At 68.9% G+C, this 15,265-nt stretch carries 7 protein-coding genes and 1 pseudogene; 1 reads left to right on the forward strand and 7 read right to left on the reverse strand.

Going from position 1 to position 15,265, the window contains the following annotated elements; genetic code table 11:
• Positions 1–2: 2 nt before the first annotated feature.
• Positions 3–6,485, reverse strand: coding sequence for a DNRLRE domain-containing protein (locus WMF14_RS11620; protein WP_437800865.1), 6,483 nt, complete (start codon positions 6,483–6,485; stop codon positions 3–5).
• 11 nt (positions 6,486–6,496) lie between these two features.
• A complete protein-coding gene (locus tag WMF14_RS11625; RefSeq protein WP_437800867.1) occupies positions 6,497–6,709 on the reverse strand; it encodes a hypothetical protein in 213 nt (70 codons plus the stop codon).
• A gap of 157 nt (positions 6,710–6,866) precedes the next feature.
• On the opposite strand from WMF14_RS11625, the pseudogene WMF14_RS11630 reads away from it, so the two are divergent.
• Positions 6,867–7,329, forward strand: a pseudogene (locus WMF14_RS11630) (adenylosuccinate synthetase); the annotation flags it as partial.
• A gap of 648 nt (positions 7,330–7,977) precedes the next feature.
• Here WMF14_RS11630 and gcvPA read toward each other — a convergent pair.
• The 5 genes from gcvPA to WMF14_RS11655 all read right to left on the reverse strand — a co-directional run bounded on the left by gcvPA (position 7,978) and on the right by WMF14_RS11655 (position 15,262).
• Complete coding sequence (gene gcvPA, locus WMF14_RS11635; protein WP_437800869.1) at positions 7,978–9,342, reverse strand: aminomethyl-transferring glycine dehydrogenase subunit GcvPA; 1,365 nt, start codon at positions 9,340–9,342, stop codon at positions 7,978–7,980.
• A gap of 56 nt (positions 9,343–9,398) precedes the next feature.
• Positions 9,399–9,800: a glycine cleavage system protein GcvH gene (gcvH, locus tag WMF14_RS11640; protein ID WP_437800870.1), complete on the reverse strand. Its 402-nt coding sequence runs from the start codon at positions 9,798–9,800 to the stop codon at positions 9,399–9,401.
• 88 nt (positions 9,801–9,888) lie between these two features.
• Positions 9,889–11,010, reverse strand: a complete 1,122-nt coding sequence (gcvT, locus tag WMF14_RS11645) for a glycine cleavage system aminomethyltransferase GcvT (protein ID WP_437800872.1) — start codon at positions 11,008–11,010, stop codon at positions 9,889–9,891.
• A gap of 86 nt (positions 11,011–11,096) precedes the next feature.
• Positions 11,097–11,639, reverse strand: coding sequence for a hypothetical protein (locus WMF14_RS11650; RefSeq protein ID WP_437800874.1), 543 nt, complete (start codon positions 11,637–11,639; stop codon positions 11,097–11,099).
• Positions 11,636–15,262, reverse strand: a complete 3,627-nt coding sequence (locus tag WMF14_RS11655) for a hypothetical protein (RefSeq protein WP_437800876.1) — start codon at positions 15,260–15,262, stop codon at positions 11,636–11,638. Before WMF14_RS11655 ends, WMF14_RS11650 begins: the two co-directional genes overlap by 4 nt.
• Positions 15,263–15,265 lie beyond the last annotated feature (3 nt).

Genomic DNA, 15,265 nt, shown 5'->3' on the forward strand with positions numbered 1-15,265 from the left:
ACTCATTGCATCAGACAATGTGCAAAGCAAATGCCACTGGCAACCTCACCAAGATCGCGCACATCGCACGCATCCATGCAGCATTTGACGCGTGCACCACCGGACGTCCCGCTGCAGCTCTTCGCCTTCTTCTTCCAATCGGGCTCCTCCGGCTCCCGGTATGGATTCGCGGGACACATCCCAAATCCATTCTTCGGTTTCGGACTTTCCCCAGGATGCGATCCCGGCCCAGGATCGGATCCTGGCCCAGAATCGGATTCGGACTTAGAACCCAATTTGGACTTCTCTTCAGCCCAGCAGTCCGCCAAGCTACGTCCGCTCAGAAGACAATCAAAAAATACGATGGGGCCGAGGCCGTTCGGATCCGTGAAGCTGATCGGATCGTTGAGCACGTACCCGTACAGGTTTGTGTCTCCACCGTCAAACCGGATCGGATCCTTCGCCGTCCACCGCCCCACCTCCGCATCGTAATCTCGCGCTCCGAAGTGCACCAGCTTCGTGTCGGCGTCGTACAGCCCGCCGGCGAAGCCGAACGGCTGGAAGCCCGGGTTCGTGTCCTGGAGGAGGCGGCCGAACTCATCATAGTCGATGCGCTGCGCTATCGCTCCGGTTGCGGTGTTGACGACCAGCCGCGGGCTGCCCCGATGGTCCGTCAGGATCCGGTAGGTCGCCGCACCCTTCAGGATGAGATCAGGGACATTGCGACCCTGACCATAGACGAACTGCGCCACCACCGCGCCCGCGGCGTTGAGCTCCGCCACGGGTTGCAGGTCGTCGCGGTAGATGAACCCCTGCACCACCGCGCCGTTCTTCTTCTTCCAGATCCGGCGATCCTCCCCATCCACCATGTATTCGATCACGTCACCGGTGCCCAGCACCACCTGACGGAGGTTACCGCGCGCGTCGTACGTGAGCGTCGTCGTCGCTCCCGTGGCCGTATCGGTGATGCTCGTAAGGTCGCCCGCCGAGCTCACCCCGTAGGTCTTGAGCGCATAGCTCAGGAGCCGATCCTGGTCATCATACGTACCGCTCTCCGTCCCTGCGGGCGACGTTCGCGACAGGCGATTCCCGTTCGCGTTGTAATCGTAGTGCGCCGCGATCACGCCATCGCGATACACGTCGGTAAGACGGCCGGCGAGGTCGCGAACATACTCGTACGTTGCGGTCTGCCCTTGTATCGTCTCCGTCATGCTCTGGATGCGCCCTAGAGCGTCGGGCGTAGTTGTCACCTCGTACAGCGTCGAGCCGCTCGCCTGCGCGACGTACGTCGCCACTGCGCCGTAGGCGTCGCGGGTGATCGTATCGCTCACGACGCCGATCGTGCTCCCGGTATACGTCCCGTTGTTGGGATGCCGGGAGAGCGTGAGCCCGCCCGCTTGGGTGAGGAGGCCGTCTGCGTCGTAGTCGAAGTTGATGGTCGCACCGCTGCCCACGGTCTCCGTATCGATGCGGAAGTCGTTGTCGTAGACCCACTGCACACTCGAGGAGTTGCCCCCGAACCCGGCTCCTGTCCACGTCAGACCGGTCAAGAGCATGCCATCGTAGGCAAAATTGAGCGAGATACCTGAAGGACCGGCGATGGTCGTGAGTCTTCCAGTCGACGGATGATAGGCGTAGCTGATGGTGCCCATCCCCAGCGGCAGCGCCACCTGGCTGAGGCGACCCGTAGACGGGTCCCGCGTGTAGCCTGTCGCGGACTCACCCGGCCGCGCCGAGCTCGTGAGCATGCCGTCCAGATCGTAGGACCACGAGGTATTCCCGGGAGCACCGCCGACGGCCGGAGCCTGGTATTCCTCCAGGAGATCTGCCGGCGTATAACCGAATGTGTGCGCCGGCCGGTCCGGCGGCGTCACCGTGTGGACGAGTCCGCCGGAATAGTAGCTCGTTCCGATCACCTCGTCGTCGGCCCTCGTCACCTGCGTGGAGCGGCCGACCGCATCGTGAAGGAAAGAGACGGTGTTGAGCAGTGGATCGGTTGCCGTCGTGAGCCAGCCGTTATCTTCGTACGTGTACGTCCACGTCCTGGCTCCCTGGGTTCGCGCGCTCAAGCGACCATCCGGATAGTACGTGAAATCTATTGGCAGGATCGCGGGCACCGCGATGCGCTGGGGGCGCCCCTTGGGTGTGAGGGTGACCGTGGACTGGCGCCCCGCAGGGGATGTGTGGACGGTCGCCCTCGCGGCTTTGTTGAACACCGTGGAGAACGTGTGTCCATTGGTGGTCACGAGGTCGGTCACCGAGGTGACGTTCAGGGGATCATCGCTCGGCGGCGCGAGCACGACCGAGCGCGACCGGGTGACCTGCTTCGTCCTGCCGAGCGGCGTGGTCGTCGTCTCCTTGCCGACGATCGACGACTGCATGCCGAAGCGCGGATCTCCCTGCACCTCGATGGAGGTCACGGTTCCGTCCGTCGCCGTGATCGTCCTGGCTCCGCTCGTGCTGATTTGCTCCACGGTCGAGAGCCCGTCCGATCCGGTGCGGATGCGTTGCTTGCTTCCGTCCGGGAACCTCGAGAACTCGTACCCCCGGGGCAACCCCATCGCGGTCGTGACCGTGACACGGCGACCGTTGGGCATCTCGGTCCGGGTGAGCTGCTTGTAGCCGCCCGCCGGATTCTCATCCCTGATGAGGCGTCCTTGCGCGTCGAACTCGAACTCGTGCAGCCGCCCCAGCGGGTCCTCCAGGGACTGGAGCAGGCCGCTGTTCGGGTAGTACAAGAGCGTCGTCGTCTCGTTCGCCGGATTCGTGAACGTCCAGAGATTGCCCTCCGCGTCGAGCGTGAGCGAGGTGCTCTGTCCGCTCGGCGCAACGATGGCCGTCGGCTCGCCAGTCGCGTTGCGCTGGATGGTCGTGACCTGCTGGTCGATATCGGTGATGGTCGCCAGCCGGCCCGCAGCGTCGTAGCCGAACGTGTAGAGCACGGTGCCGAGGAGCGCGTCGCGGGTGGTGAGATGCCTCCCCTGCTGATCGAAGGTGTACACCTCGGTCCCGTCTTCGCTCGCGATGGCGTCGGCGACGCCGGGGGCCTTGATACCCACGAGCGCCATGTCGACGAGGCCGATGTAGTAGGGGCCGCCGTCGCCATCGATGAACATCAGGCGGCCATCTGGAGTAACTGTAAAATCCATCATTCGCATGACCCAAGCCGCGGTCGGGGGCCCGCCAACACCGCAAGCATAGCAATTCCAAGGGCGAGGAGCTCGGTTGCCGACGACCGTGGTCAGTACCCCATCGGGCGAGATGCGCCGGATGAGCTTGTCCCGCAGCAGCTCGCCGGATTCCGCGGCGAAGTACACGCTGCCGTCCTGTCCGACCGCCAATGAGTAGGGAACACCGATCGAAGCCGAGATCGCTGGCACCCCATCCTCCGACGTGGTCGTCTCGACGCTGCCCGCAATCTTGTTGATAATTCCACTGCGATCGATCCGCCGGATCGCGTAACCAAGCCCCGTTCCGGATTGCTCCGAGATGTATATCGATCCGTCCGGACCAAGCGCCACGTCTCGGATCAAATTGAATCGCGCATCGACAGCGGGGCCGCCGTTACCGGAGCTAAACGCGGAATTGGTGTTCCATGAGCCTGCAACCGTCGTGATGATCCCGTCAGGCGCCATCTTGCGGATAGAATTGTTGAGTGCCAGGTAGAGGCTGCCGTCGCTGGAAACGTCGAGGCCATATGCGAAGCCCAGAGCGCCGGAAGTGGCAAGCGCACCGTCGGGCGGTCGAGTGCCCGATAGGCCATTGCCTGCGACACTGGTGATGATTCCGTCGGGCGAAATCTTGCGGACGCGGCGGTTGCCCGTGTCGATGAAATAGATGGCGCCGTCGGGTCCGATCGTGAGTCGCCGAGGATCGTCCAATAAAGCCTGTGTCGCAGGCTGGTTATCTCCATTGAATCCGGCCTGCGCGTAGACGCCGGCGATCGTGGTGACGAAGCCGGCGGGCGAGATCTTGCGGATGCGATCGTTGCCCGACTCGGAGTAGTAGATGCTTCCATCCGGACCGACGGCGATTCCGTAGGAGAAATCAATAGGCACCCTCTCGGCGCGGGCTCCCTCGGCGGTGGCGCTGCTCGCAGGAGGAGGTGGATTGCCGGCGACGCGCCGGAGCATGGTGACCATGTTCCGGCCGGTGCGGCGCGAGCCGTCGCCGCGGTAGAGCGTCGACGTGCTGGGATCGAAGACGTGATGATGACTCAAGCTGACGCCACCGAGCGCAGGCGAGCCGTTGGTCCAGGCGCTGAGCGTGCTCTCCCAGCGTCGGCCGATGTAGATCTTCTCCCGCGCGCGGATCCCCGTGATCACGGCGTCGGAGGGGAGCCCGAAGGACGAGAAGCGGCCGCCGCCGCCCGACATCGAGCCCTGCAAGGCGGGTACGTAGTAGAAGGCGCCGTAAACGTAATCGATGTCCACCGTGACCGGCTGCGGTCCGGGGACCGTGCGTCCGAACGCGTCTTTCCCGTCCCACTCGAACGTGTACTGCTGGCCTGGCGAACAAGGGCAGTCGACGCTGACATCGAACGTCCTCCCCGCCACGGTCACCTTGAAATCGATCCGCTCGAGGTTTGGGGGCACGGACGACGTCGTGAGCGGGATGGCGAGGCGATAGAGCTCTCGGTTGCCTCCCGCCGTTCGGTCGCTCTTGTAGCGGAGATCGAACGGCGTCCCGACAATGGGCAGCCGCTCCCCGAGCGTCTGGCTTTCGCATTCGATGATGGATCCGCACTCGCGGCTGGGGTCGTCCGGATCCCCGCCGCCGGGACCGCCGCTACCGCCGGAGCCACTGCCGCTGCCGGAGCCGCCGCCAGGACCGATCGGCGGCGGCGTGGCGCCAGGGCCCGGGCCGATCGGCCAATTGCAGTCCCACGGGGTGAAGTGCGTGACAAGGGACCGCCAGAGACTCATCCCCGCTGTGTACTGCGCGGCGAGCTGTCCGAGCTCCTCGGCGCTGATCCCGAGCGCGCCGAGCTCGCTCGCGTCGTCGGCCGCGCCGTCACCGTCGATGTCGACCAACGCTACCCCGCCGCTCACGTCGACGATCTCGATGACACGCCCGTCGTTCGCCGGCACCCACGCACCTTTCTCGGCGTCGTAATAGCCGAGCGGCACGTGCATTCCGACCGGGAAGTCGAGGAAGTTCTCGACATAGAACGGAATGGGCTGGTTAAACTCGACCTTCGTCGCCCCGGCGGCGACTGCCTCGTCGAGCCCGAGCTCCACCGCATACGTGTACCCGCTGGTCGGCGGCAAGGTCCCCGGCATCGCCTCGGGGCCGTTCGGGCCGACCGTGTACTCGGTCGCGCGCACGTGCACCTCCGCCGGCAGCGCCACGGTCATCGTCGCCCCCGGCGGGCCGCTCGGGTTCGGCACGGTCATCGTCCCCGTCGTGCCCGAGGGGAAGAGCAGCGTCGCCTGGCGCGTGCCGCTCTCGTCCGTCTGGACGCTCCCGCGCGCCACCTGCGCTCCGGCCGCGCTACCCAGCGCGACGGGCGTCACCACCGGATCGCTCTCGATCAGCACCACGTCGGGCGCCGCGGACCAGCGCTGCCACTGGGTGCCCACCTGCCGTTGCACCGGCAGATAGCCGTCCTTCTCGTACTTCATCGTGAGCGGCTGACCTCCCCGCACGACCAGCTCGAAGGCCCCGTCCGCGCGCGTGAGGACCTGCCCGTAGCTCTCCGCGTCTCCCGCACCGTAGTGAAGCACGCTCACCTTCACGCCCGAGATCGGAACCCCCACCCGCGTCGCGACCTTGCCCTTGACGACCGCCACAGAGGCCGGGGCGATCGTCGCCGTCATGCCCGTCTGCGGCGCGTTCGGCCCCTGGTAGATGCAGCCCACGGCGTCGATGAGCCGCGTGGCCACGGTCGGGTCCAGCGCCGGACAGGCGACGTGCGTCACCGCGCCGGTCGCCGGGTCGCACGTGTCGATCGTGCTCGGATCGCTGTCGTCGGTCGCGATGGGCGTGTGCAGGATGCCCAGCACCGGGTCGCAGGTATCCGTCGTGCACGCGTCGCCGTCGTCGAGCGTGCCGGTGCAAGTCGGCGCGGTCGTGTAACAGACCTCGAGGCTCGGCCGCGTGGCCACATTCGGCTCCTCGCTGCTCCGGAAGGAGGTGGTGAGGACCGGCGCCTCTTCCAGCAACACGCCGTGATTCGGCGTGGTCCCCGCGAGCCACGCCGCGGTGAGCGCGGTCAGATCGGCCGAACGCATGCCGGCGCCGGGAAGCGACTGAAAGGACGCCGCGATCGCCGGGTCGAAGTCGGTACCGTTCGCCAGGCTCTGCCAGGTCACTGTCGGCTCGGTCCACGGCGAGAGGATCCGGTGGATGTTGATGGTGCTGGAGCTGGTATCGTCCCGGTAGATCTGCCGGAGGCGCAGCGTCGCGGAGACGACCTGCGCCTCGGTGGGCACCGGCGAGAGGTCGAAGCGGAGGACGGCGTGCCGCACGCCGAAGCCGGCCAGCGTGCCCGTGCGGAGCAGCACGGTCGAGTCGCTCAGGTCGGGTACGTCTCCCAGATCGTCGCGTCCTCCACCGCGCCGGCCGTACCGCGCTGGATCGTCATGCAGGTCGCGTCCTCGGCGCTCGCCGCGAGCCTCGCCGTGCCGCGCAGCTCCTCATCGTCCGGCGATCCGGAGCTGCATGCCCCTACGAGGAGCACCGGAACGCAGCCCGCGAGCGCTCTCCACTTCACCCATCTGAATGTCATTGCTTTCCTCCGCGGGCGCGAAGGGACCAGGGCGATGAGTAAATAGCAATTACAACCGATAACAGACAGCGCCACCCCGCCACAAAAGCCGGCAGCTCCGCCCGCTTCCCAGCACGATTTCAGCGCATCCGCTGGCGCTCCGCCTCCGAGCCATCGCATCGAGCACGGCACGTTCCCGTTCGTGACGTCGTCGGGGGCGATCGCAGGGGGCGCGTGCGTGGGCGCCGGGGTCGGCCCGACGCGCATCCGCCGGGTGCTCGGCCTGGCGAAGGCGTACTGCACGCGCGTGGGCGAGGGCCCGTTCTCGACGGAGCTCGGGGCGGCGCGCTGGGCGAGCGGCTGCGGTCGATCGGCGGGAGTACGGCTCGGCGACCGGGTGCCCGCGGCGGACCGGCTGGCTCGACCTGCCGGCGCTGCGCTACGCGGCGCGCGTGAACGGCCTCGACAGGATCGCGCTCACGAAGCTCGACGTGCTGACGGGCATGCCGGAGCTCAAGGTGTGCGTCGCCTGCGACAGCCCCTCGGGGCGGACGCGGGAGTTCCCGATCGACGAGATCGCGACGGCGAAGCCGGTGCTCGAGCAGGTGACCGAGTGGAGCGAGCCGGGCGATCCCCGGCGCATCGGCCCGATGAGGCGCTCCCGCCCCGCCGAGCAGGGCCGCCGCCGCCCTCCGGAAGCCCTGTCGGGCGGTCTGGAAGGCCACCGTCTTCGGTCCGGAGGCCATGTCGGGCGTTCTCGAAGGCATAGATCGCCTTCCCGGGCATCCGGGTCCCCGTTTCAAGCCTTGGACCGGGCGACTCGGTCGCCGAGTGAGCGATTTCGAGGCTTGATCCGCCCCGCTGGCCCGCCGAGTCGGCCGTCTCAAGCCTTGAAACGCCCCGCTGGCCCGCCGAGTTGGCCGTCTCGAGCCTTGAAAGGGCCGACTCGGCGACCGAGTCACCCGTTTCAAGGCTTGCATCAAGCCTTGCGGCAGGCCGCGGGGCTCACCTGTCCAGCGAGGGCTCCTCCAACTGGGCGGTAGGCCCCCGGCGAGGGTGCTCGCCGCGCGGGCGCGGGGTGGGGACGGGCCGCTGTCCGAGCCCAATAGCCATCTCTCCTCCGGCTATGCCGGAGGAGAGATGGCTCAGGCGAGTTCGGCGGGGCCCCACCCCGCGCCCGCGCGGCGAGCACCCTCGCCGGGGGCCGGGCAGCTCGGCACACCCTCCCGCGCCCGCACCGCGCTCCGATCAGCCGCCGCCGCGCCTGGCTCGGAGCCGCCTCCTCCGCTTCAGCCCGAGAACCCCGCGAGCCCCGCCACGAGCCGATCGAGATCCGCGCGGCTGTGCCGCTCGGTCACGGCGACCAGCAGCTCGTCCCGCCGCCGCGCGTCGATCCGCCCGAGATCGAGCCCCGCGATGATCCCCTGCTCCGCCAGCGCCCTCGTGAGCCGCCCCGCGTCCCCGCCGCGGACCTTCACGACGAACTCGTGGAACGTCGGCGCCGACATCGGCAGCGAGTACCCGTCGAGCCGCGCGATCTCCCGCTTCAGGTGCTCGGCCTTCGCGAGGCACTGCTTCGCCGCCTCCACGAACCCGCGCTTGCCGAGCATGCACATCCGCATCGTGACCGCCGTCGCGCAGAGGCCGCTGTTCGTGCAGATGTTGCTCGTCGCCCGCTCGCGGCGGATGTGCTGCTCGCGCGTCGCGAGCGTCAGCACGTACCCGCGGGTCCCGTGCTTGTCGACCGTCTCGCCGACCAGGCGGCCGGGCACCTGCTGGAGGTACTTGCGGTCGTTCCGGCAAGCGAACAGCCCGACGTTGGGGCCGCCGTACTGCGGCGGCAGCCCGAGCGGCTGGCCCTCCGCCACCGCGATGTCGGCGCCGAGCGCGCCAGGCGACTCGAGCAGCGCGAGCGCGTACGGGTCCAGGGTGACCGTGATCAGCAGCGCGCCCTTCTGGTGGCACACCTCGGCCACCTTCCGGATGTCGCCAACGACGCCGAAGAAGTTCGGATAGCCGACCACCACGCAGGCCGTCGTCTCGTCGATCGCCCGCGTCAGCGCCTCGACGTCCGCCGTGCCGTCGCGGCCGACGTCGACGCCGACCAGCGACGCCTTGCCGGTCCCGATGCCGTGCACGTACGTCTCGACCGTGCCGACATAGTCGGGGTGCACGCCCCCGGACAGCACCGTGCGCTCGCGCCCCGTCAGCCGGCGGGCCATCAGCACGGCCTCCGCGAGCGCGCTCGCGCCGTCGTACATCGACGCGTTGGCGATCGGCAGCCCGAGGATCTCGCTCACGATCGTCTGGAACTCGAAGATCACCTGGAGCGTGCCCTGGGAGACCTCGGGCTGGTACGGCGTGTAGGCGGTGTAGAACTCGCTGCGGAGCAGCAGCTGATCGGCGGCCGGCGGGAAATGGTGCTCGTAGGCGCCGGCCCCCAGGAACGAGAGCATGCGGCCGGCGCGGTTCTTCTGGGCGAGCTCCTCGAGGTGCCGCATGAGCGAGGCCTCGTCGAGCGAAGGCTCCATCGAGAGCGGGCGCGTGAGGCGCGCCTCTTTCGGGATCGCGCTGTAGAGCTCCTCGAGCGACGACAGGCCGACGGCCTGCAGCATCTCGCTGATTTCCTCGGGCGTGTGGGGCAGGTAGCGCATGGTCTTGTGCAGCGGAAAGCAGGAAGGGTGATGCGGAATGCGGAGGGGCGCGGCGCTCAGTGCGCCGCGGTCTTCAGGAGCTCGCTGTACGCGTCGGGATCCATGAGCGTGCCGAGCTCGCCCTCGTCCGAGGGCACGACCTCGATCATCCACGCCGTGCCGTAGCAGTCGTCGTTGACCAGCTCGGGGCGGTTCTCGAGATCCCCGTTGACGCGCTGGACCTTACCGCTCACCGGCGCGAACAGATCGCTCAGCGTCTTGACGCTCTCGATCGTTCCGAACGCCGTGCCCGCGGTGATCGTGTCGCCCGGCTTCACGTCGAGGTTGACCAGCGTGATGTCGCCGAGCTGCTCGACCGCGAAGGCGGTGATCCCGATCACGACGAGATCGTTCTCCTGCTTGGCCCACTCGTGGTCCTTCGTGTACCGCCGGTCCGTTCGGACATTGTCGCTCGCCATGTGACTTCTTCTCCCTTTGCCAACCTGAGTCTCTGGTTGACGCGCACGGTCGCTCGGATCAGCCCGCCGCGGCGCGCCTCGGCGCGGGTCAGGCCCGCTTGTAGAACGGGGTCTTGACCACGACCGCCTCGACCGAGCGCCCGCGGCAGTCCACCTGGAAGGCGGTCCCGATCGCCGCCATCGGCGCCGGCAGGTAGCCGAGCCCGATGTTCTTGCCGACGGTCGGCCCCGGGCTGCCGCTCGTGCAGACGCCGACCTTCGCGCCGCTCACGTCGAGCAGCGGGTAGCCGTGGCGCGCGATGCCGCGGCCCGTCATCTCGAAGCCGACCAGCTTGCGCGCGGGGCCCTCGTCCTTGATGCGCTGGAGCGCGGCGCGCCCCACGAAATCGCCCTTGTCGAGCTTCACCACCCAGCCGAGGCCCGCCTCGATGGGGTTCGTCGTCTCGTCGATGTCGTTGCCGTACAGCGACAGGCGCGCCTCCAGGCGGAGCGTGTCGCGCGCGCCGAGGCCCGTCGCCTCGAGGCCGAGCGGACCGCCGAGCTCGACGAGCGCGCGCCAGAGCCGCTGCGCGTCGGAGGGCGAGCAGAAGATCTCGATGCCGTCCTCGCCGGTGTAGCCGGTGCGGGCCACGGTGCAGCGCACGTCGGCGAGCGTCGCGTCGCGGAAGTGGAACGGCGTGAGCTCGCGCAGCGCAGGGCCGTCGCCGCCCGCGAGCGCGACGATGTCGAGCGCCTTCGGCCCCTGGAGCGCCATCATCGCCGTGCGATCCGACGCGTCCTCGAAGCTGCAGTGGCCCTGCGCCGCGCCCCGGATGTGGGCGGCGATCTTGTCGCGGTTCGACGCGTTGCAGACGATGAGCCACTGCCGCGCGTCGATCCGGTACACGATGAGGTCGTCGAGGATCGTTCCGGCCTCGTTGCACGCGCACGTGTAGAGCGCGTGTCCGTCCTCCAGCTTCTTCACGTCGTTCGTGACGAGGTAGTCGACCACCTGTCCGGAGTGCTCGCCGCTCAGGATGATCTCGCCCATGTGCGAGACGTCGAACAGCCCGGCGGCGGAGCGCACCGCCTTGTGCTCTTCGGTGACGCCTTTGTACTGGACCGGCATCTCCCAGCCGGCGAACGGGACCATGCGGCCGCCGAGCTTGATGTGCTCGTCGTAGAGCGGCGTCCTTCGGAGCGGAGCGGTGGGGAGCGGCTTGGTCGACACGGCCGCGATCTACTTCGAAAGGTCGTAGATGTCGACTGGCGCAGCGGGCCCCGCGGCGCGGGAGGTCGAGGCCGCCGCCGCTGTGCTCACTCGAGGTGGGTGGGATCGATCACCTTGCCGTCCGGCGTGAGCCCGCTGCGACGCCAGCGCTCCTCGACCGACAGGCCCTGCTCCGCAGGCGGCCGGGTCTCGTCGCGGACGACAAGCTCCGAGGTGTGCGCGCGCGAGACGACCTCGATCCGGATCATCCGCTGCGGCGCGCTCTTCACGGTGGCGCGCGAGAAGATCGTCTTCGCAGGGCCGGTCTCGACATTTCCGGCGAGGACGCGCGTGCGCACGTAGTTCGCCACCCGCTCGGCTGGGATTTCCCCGACGGCGAAGACGGCATCGGAGAAGCGCGCGCGCACCTTCATGCGGCGCGGGATGGGCAGGCCGAACGCCTGCTCGGCCCCCTCGGCGAGCTCGCCCGGCAGCGCCTGGTCGACCGGCGGCTTCGGGGCCGCGGCCTCGCTCGCCTGCGGCGCCGGCGCCGGCGCGCCGGCGTCGCTGCGGCAGGCGGGCGCGGCCGAAGCGCACGTGACGAGCGCGGCGAGCGCGCCGACGGCGCGTGACAGGCCGGCTCGCTTCATTCGATGAGGGTGGCCCACGAGTCGATCTTAACGACCTTGCGCGGCCGCTGCAGCGTCCTCGTGCTCGTTCGCGTCGCGCCCCCCTGGGCGTCCGCGTCGCCGGCGGCGCCGGTGTGGAACACAAGCTGGTACTCGGGCGGGGTGGACTGCCGGACGATCGTCTGCGGGCCGAAGTACGGATCGATGTACTCCCCCGTGTCCGTGCAGGTCGGCTTCTGGGTCACGGCCACGCCGAAGACGATGGTGCCCGGCGACTGATCCTCGAAGCGTTCGTTAGGATCGTGCGGGACGAGGCAGCCGTTCGGGAGCGCGGCCGGTGTCCCCGGCGCGCCGAACAGGTAGTCGACGCCCCAGATCGAGCCGCGCCCGTCCGCGCACGTGTAGGTCCCGGGGGCGACGGGCGTGAACGTCGCGAAGTACGCGCAGCCGTTGAAGAGGGAGATGGGCCCGGTCACGCGCTGGCCGCCCATGAGGGGGACGACCCAGTTCTCGCTGAAGCGGAGGCTGCTGTTGTGCGGTCGCTCGGTGATCGACCAGACCCGCGTCTCGATGGTGCCGCTCGCCGTGAACGCCTCCTGATCGCCGGTGGAGAACAGGATGACCTTGTTGCCGAGCGGATCGGTGCTCACGATCGGCGTCGTCTGGATCGGCTGGCTGCTCGCCGCGGTGTCGGTCGGGAACGAGTACGCGTCCCAGGCGAGGTCCACGGTCCAGTTGTCCGGGTTGGTGCTCGTCAGGCTGACGCGCCAGAGCGTCCCGTCGGCGTCGCCGACGTAGATGCGCTCGGCGACCTCGCCGACGCCCGCCGGGAACGGCACGGGGACGCCGGTGATCGGCGAGTCGAAGTCGACCACCTTGCGCCTCGAGCCGAGCCCGGCCGGGGCCTCGTCGAGGTGGCCCCGGAACGTGCGGATGATCTCGCCCGTGTCGAGCCGGACGATCGTGAGCGAGCGCGACGGGCCGACGAGGCCGCCGCTGCCCGCGCTGCCCCAGCACCGGACCGAGTCGCGGACCGCCAGGGTGCCCGTCGGATAGAAGAGCGGGTGCGTCGTGTTCTGCCGGTTGCACGCGGGCTGGCTCGTGTCGAGCGGGGCAGAGCCGCCGGGCAGGATGGCGACCGCGATCTCCTTGATATGACCGCCGTCCTGCATCTCCACCATGCCGATCGCCGGCGTCGGCGTCGCGTCGCCGAACAGCGGGTTGCCGGCCTTGTCCGTGGAGAGCTGCCAGAGGAACCGCGGCGCCTTCGGGTTCGTCACGTCGAGCGCGTAGTAGAAGCTGCCGCCCGCGCCGCCGCCGGCGACGAGCACGGTGTTCCAGGTCGCGCTGGCGCTGCTCACGTGCGCCGACGTGCGCTCGAAGACGACGTTCTTCACGACGGGCGCGCCGTCGAGCAGCAGCGATTGCTGGTTGAACGTCGCGAGCAGCCGGGGGAGCACGTGTGGCGGCAGGAACGACCAGAGCTCGTTGTTCGCGACCTTGTCCACCTTGAGCGGGTCCGACGCGGTCGCCGCGGTCACCTGGAAGGCGTGCAGCTGCCCGTCGGTCGTCGCCGTGTAGAGCACGAGCGGCCGGTTCGCCTGATCGGGGTGCTCCGCGAAGGCCCGGTAGGACTCGTCGGGGATGTAGTCGTTCGGCGGCCCCACGACGACCGGCGTGGAGTGATAGATGCTGCCGAGCACGTTGCCCTCGCGGGAGGCGACGCCCGAGGGCATCGGCGCGCCGACCTCCCACTCGATGAGGCGCCGGGCGCAGTCCCCGGCGTTGGTCGCCTGCAGGCCGCCCGAGCACTGCGGCGGGATTGCCGCGCTGGGATCGAGATCGAGCGCGCGGGACGCGCTGGCGAGATCGGTCGCGAACGCCGTCGCCTGCGCGGGCGCGCCGCTGCCGGTCACCGTGCCCGCGTAGTCGCTGAGATTGTCCGCGTTCGCGGCCGCGGCCTCGGGGCGGATGCTCCGGCTCGACCAGATGCGCTGCGCGGTGGTGTCGAGGTCGCCGATCACGGTAAAGAACCGCCGCGGCTGCCCGGTGTTCGAGTTGACGTTGGCCGCGAAGTCATCGCCCTTGCCGGGGTCGATGTCCTCCAGCTGCGTCGTCATGACGCCGCTCACCGACTCGCAGACGAAGCGCTTGCGCTCGAGGTTGCCGCTCCAGAGCGAGCCGTCCGGCGGCGGGCTGAACGAGGAGGCGAACTGGTAGGCGACCCCCGCGGCGGTGCTCCCGGTGTTCGCGGTCGTGGCCGCGTTGGCGAAGACGGGGAGGGTGCGGCTCGTCGAGTTCGCGGCGATCTGCGCGAAGATCCGCGACATCACCGCGGAGAGCTCGTTGGCGTCGTTCGGGAAATAGCCGCGGTCGGTCCCGCCCTCGATGGCGATGCGCGAGAGCGTGCAGCACGCCTTGAGCGCGCCGGACGCGCCGTCGCAGCGCCCGCCGGCCAGGAAATCGGACGAGGAGATCGTCGAGCAGTCGGTGCCCGCCTCCGTGGAGAGGCCGAACCCGACGGTATAGGTCGGCACGCGCCGGTTCGGGTTGACGTGGGTGTTGAGCGAGTGCGCGATGACCTGCGGCTCCTCGTAGGGACAGCCCGTCCCTTCGGGGCCGGGGCCGGCGCCCTGCGTGCAGGTCGGGCGCAGGTCGAGGTTCGGCTCGCCGTCGGAGATGAGCACGATCGAGGTCTTGCGGCAGCCGCCGCTGATGAACGGATCGTCGCGCGGCCCGAGCGGCCGGCTCTTCCAGGTCGAGGCCTCGTTCAGGATGTAGTCGCGCGCGTCGGAAAGCATCCCGGCGAGCGGCGTCGCGCCGTAGGGGCGCGCCGCGATGAGCGCGTTCTGGATGCTCTCGTTCACGCTGCGGATCTCGGTGGTGTCCGCCGTGTAGGTCGGGAAGGGGATGAGCGGCCCTTCCCAGAGCGGCGCGGACGGGTTCCTGGCGCCGACCTCCATGTCCGCGGCAGCGCAGGCGGGCGGGTTGCCCCGCGCCGGGTATCCCGCGCCGCTCTCGAACCCGAGGAAGTAGCTCCACATCCCCTCGATGCCGCCCACCGGATCGGGAACACCGGAGAGGAGCCCGGTGCTCGCGTCGGGGAGCGTGTCGAACGTCATGAGCGAGAACCGGATCCGATCCTGATAGACGTCGAGCAGGCCGGAGTTGAGCTGTGCGAACGGCGTCGTACAAGGAGTGGCCGCGTTGTCCCAGCGATGCTCTCCCACCAGATCGTAGGTCGCCCCAGGGCCCTTCGTGCAGTGGCCCGAGATCATGCGATGGAACGGGACGTAGTAGTTCCTGTCGTAGGGCGGCTCTCCCCCAAGGCTGAACTCGTTGACGAACGCGGCGCCCGTGCGGGGCTGCGCGACGCAGCTGAAGTTCTGGATCGGGCCCGTGAGCGACTCGACGAGCTTCGTCCAGCGGCTCTTCAGGGCCTCGGAGGCGGGGGGAGTGCCCGGGTTGCAGTCCGGCTCTCCGCCCGCCACCGTCTTCTCCATCGAGCCCGACGTGTCGACGAGCAAGAGCACGTTGGGCAGCGGCGGCTCCACATCCATCGCCTGCGCGCGTGCGCGCCCCGCGATGAGGCCGAGCGTCGCCGCGGAGCTCATGGTGACAAGGACCTTCGTCAGGTTTCGCATCGT

The sequence above is a fragment of the Sorangium sp. So ce693 genome, assembly GCF_051521375.1.
Classification (GTDB): domain Bacteria; phylum Myxococcota_A; class Polyangia; order Polyangiales; family Polyangiaceae; genus Sorangium; species Sorangium atrum.

What these genes read in the sequence shown, in the direction of transcription:
- WMF14_RS11625 (WP_437800867.1), bottom strand. Translation starts at nt 6,709, where the DNA reads ATGACATTCAGATGGGTGAAGTGGAGAGCGCTCGCGGGCTGCGTTCCG.
- gcvPA (WP_437800869.1), bottom strand. Translation starts at nt 9,342, where the DNA reads ATGCGCTACCTGCCCCACACGCCCGAGGAAATCAGCGAGATGCTGCAG.
- gcvH (WP_437800870.1), bottom strand. Translation starts at nt 9,800, where the DNA reads ATGGCGAGCGACAATGTCCGAACGGACCGGCGGTACACGAAGGACCAC.
- WMF14_RS11650 (WP_437800874.1), bottom strand. Translation starts at nt 11,639, where the DNA reads ATGAAGCGAGCCGGCCTGTCACGCGCCGTCGGCGCGCTCGCCGCGCTC.
- WMF14_RS11655 (WP_437800876.1), bottom strand. Translation starts at nt 15,262, where the DNA reads ATGCGAAACCTGACGAAGGTCCTTGTCACCATGAGCTCCGCGGCGACG.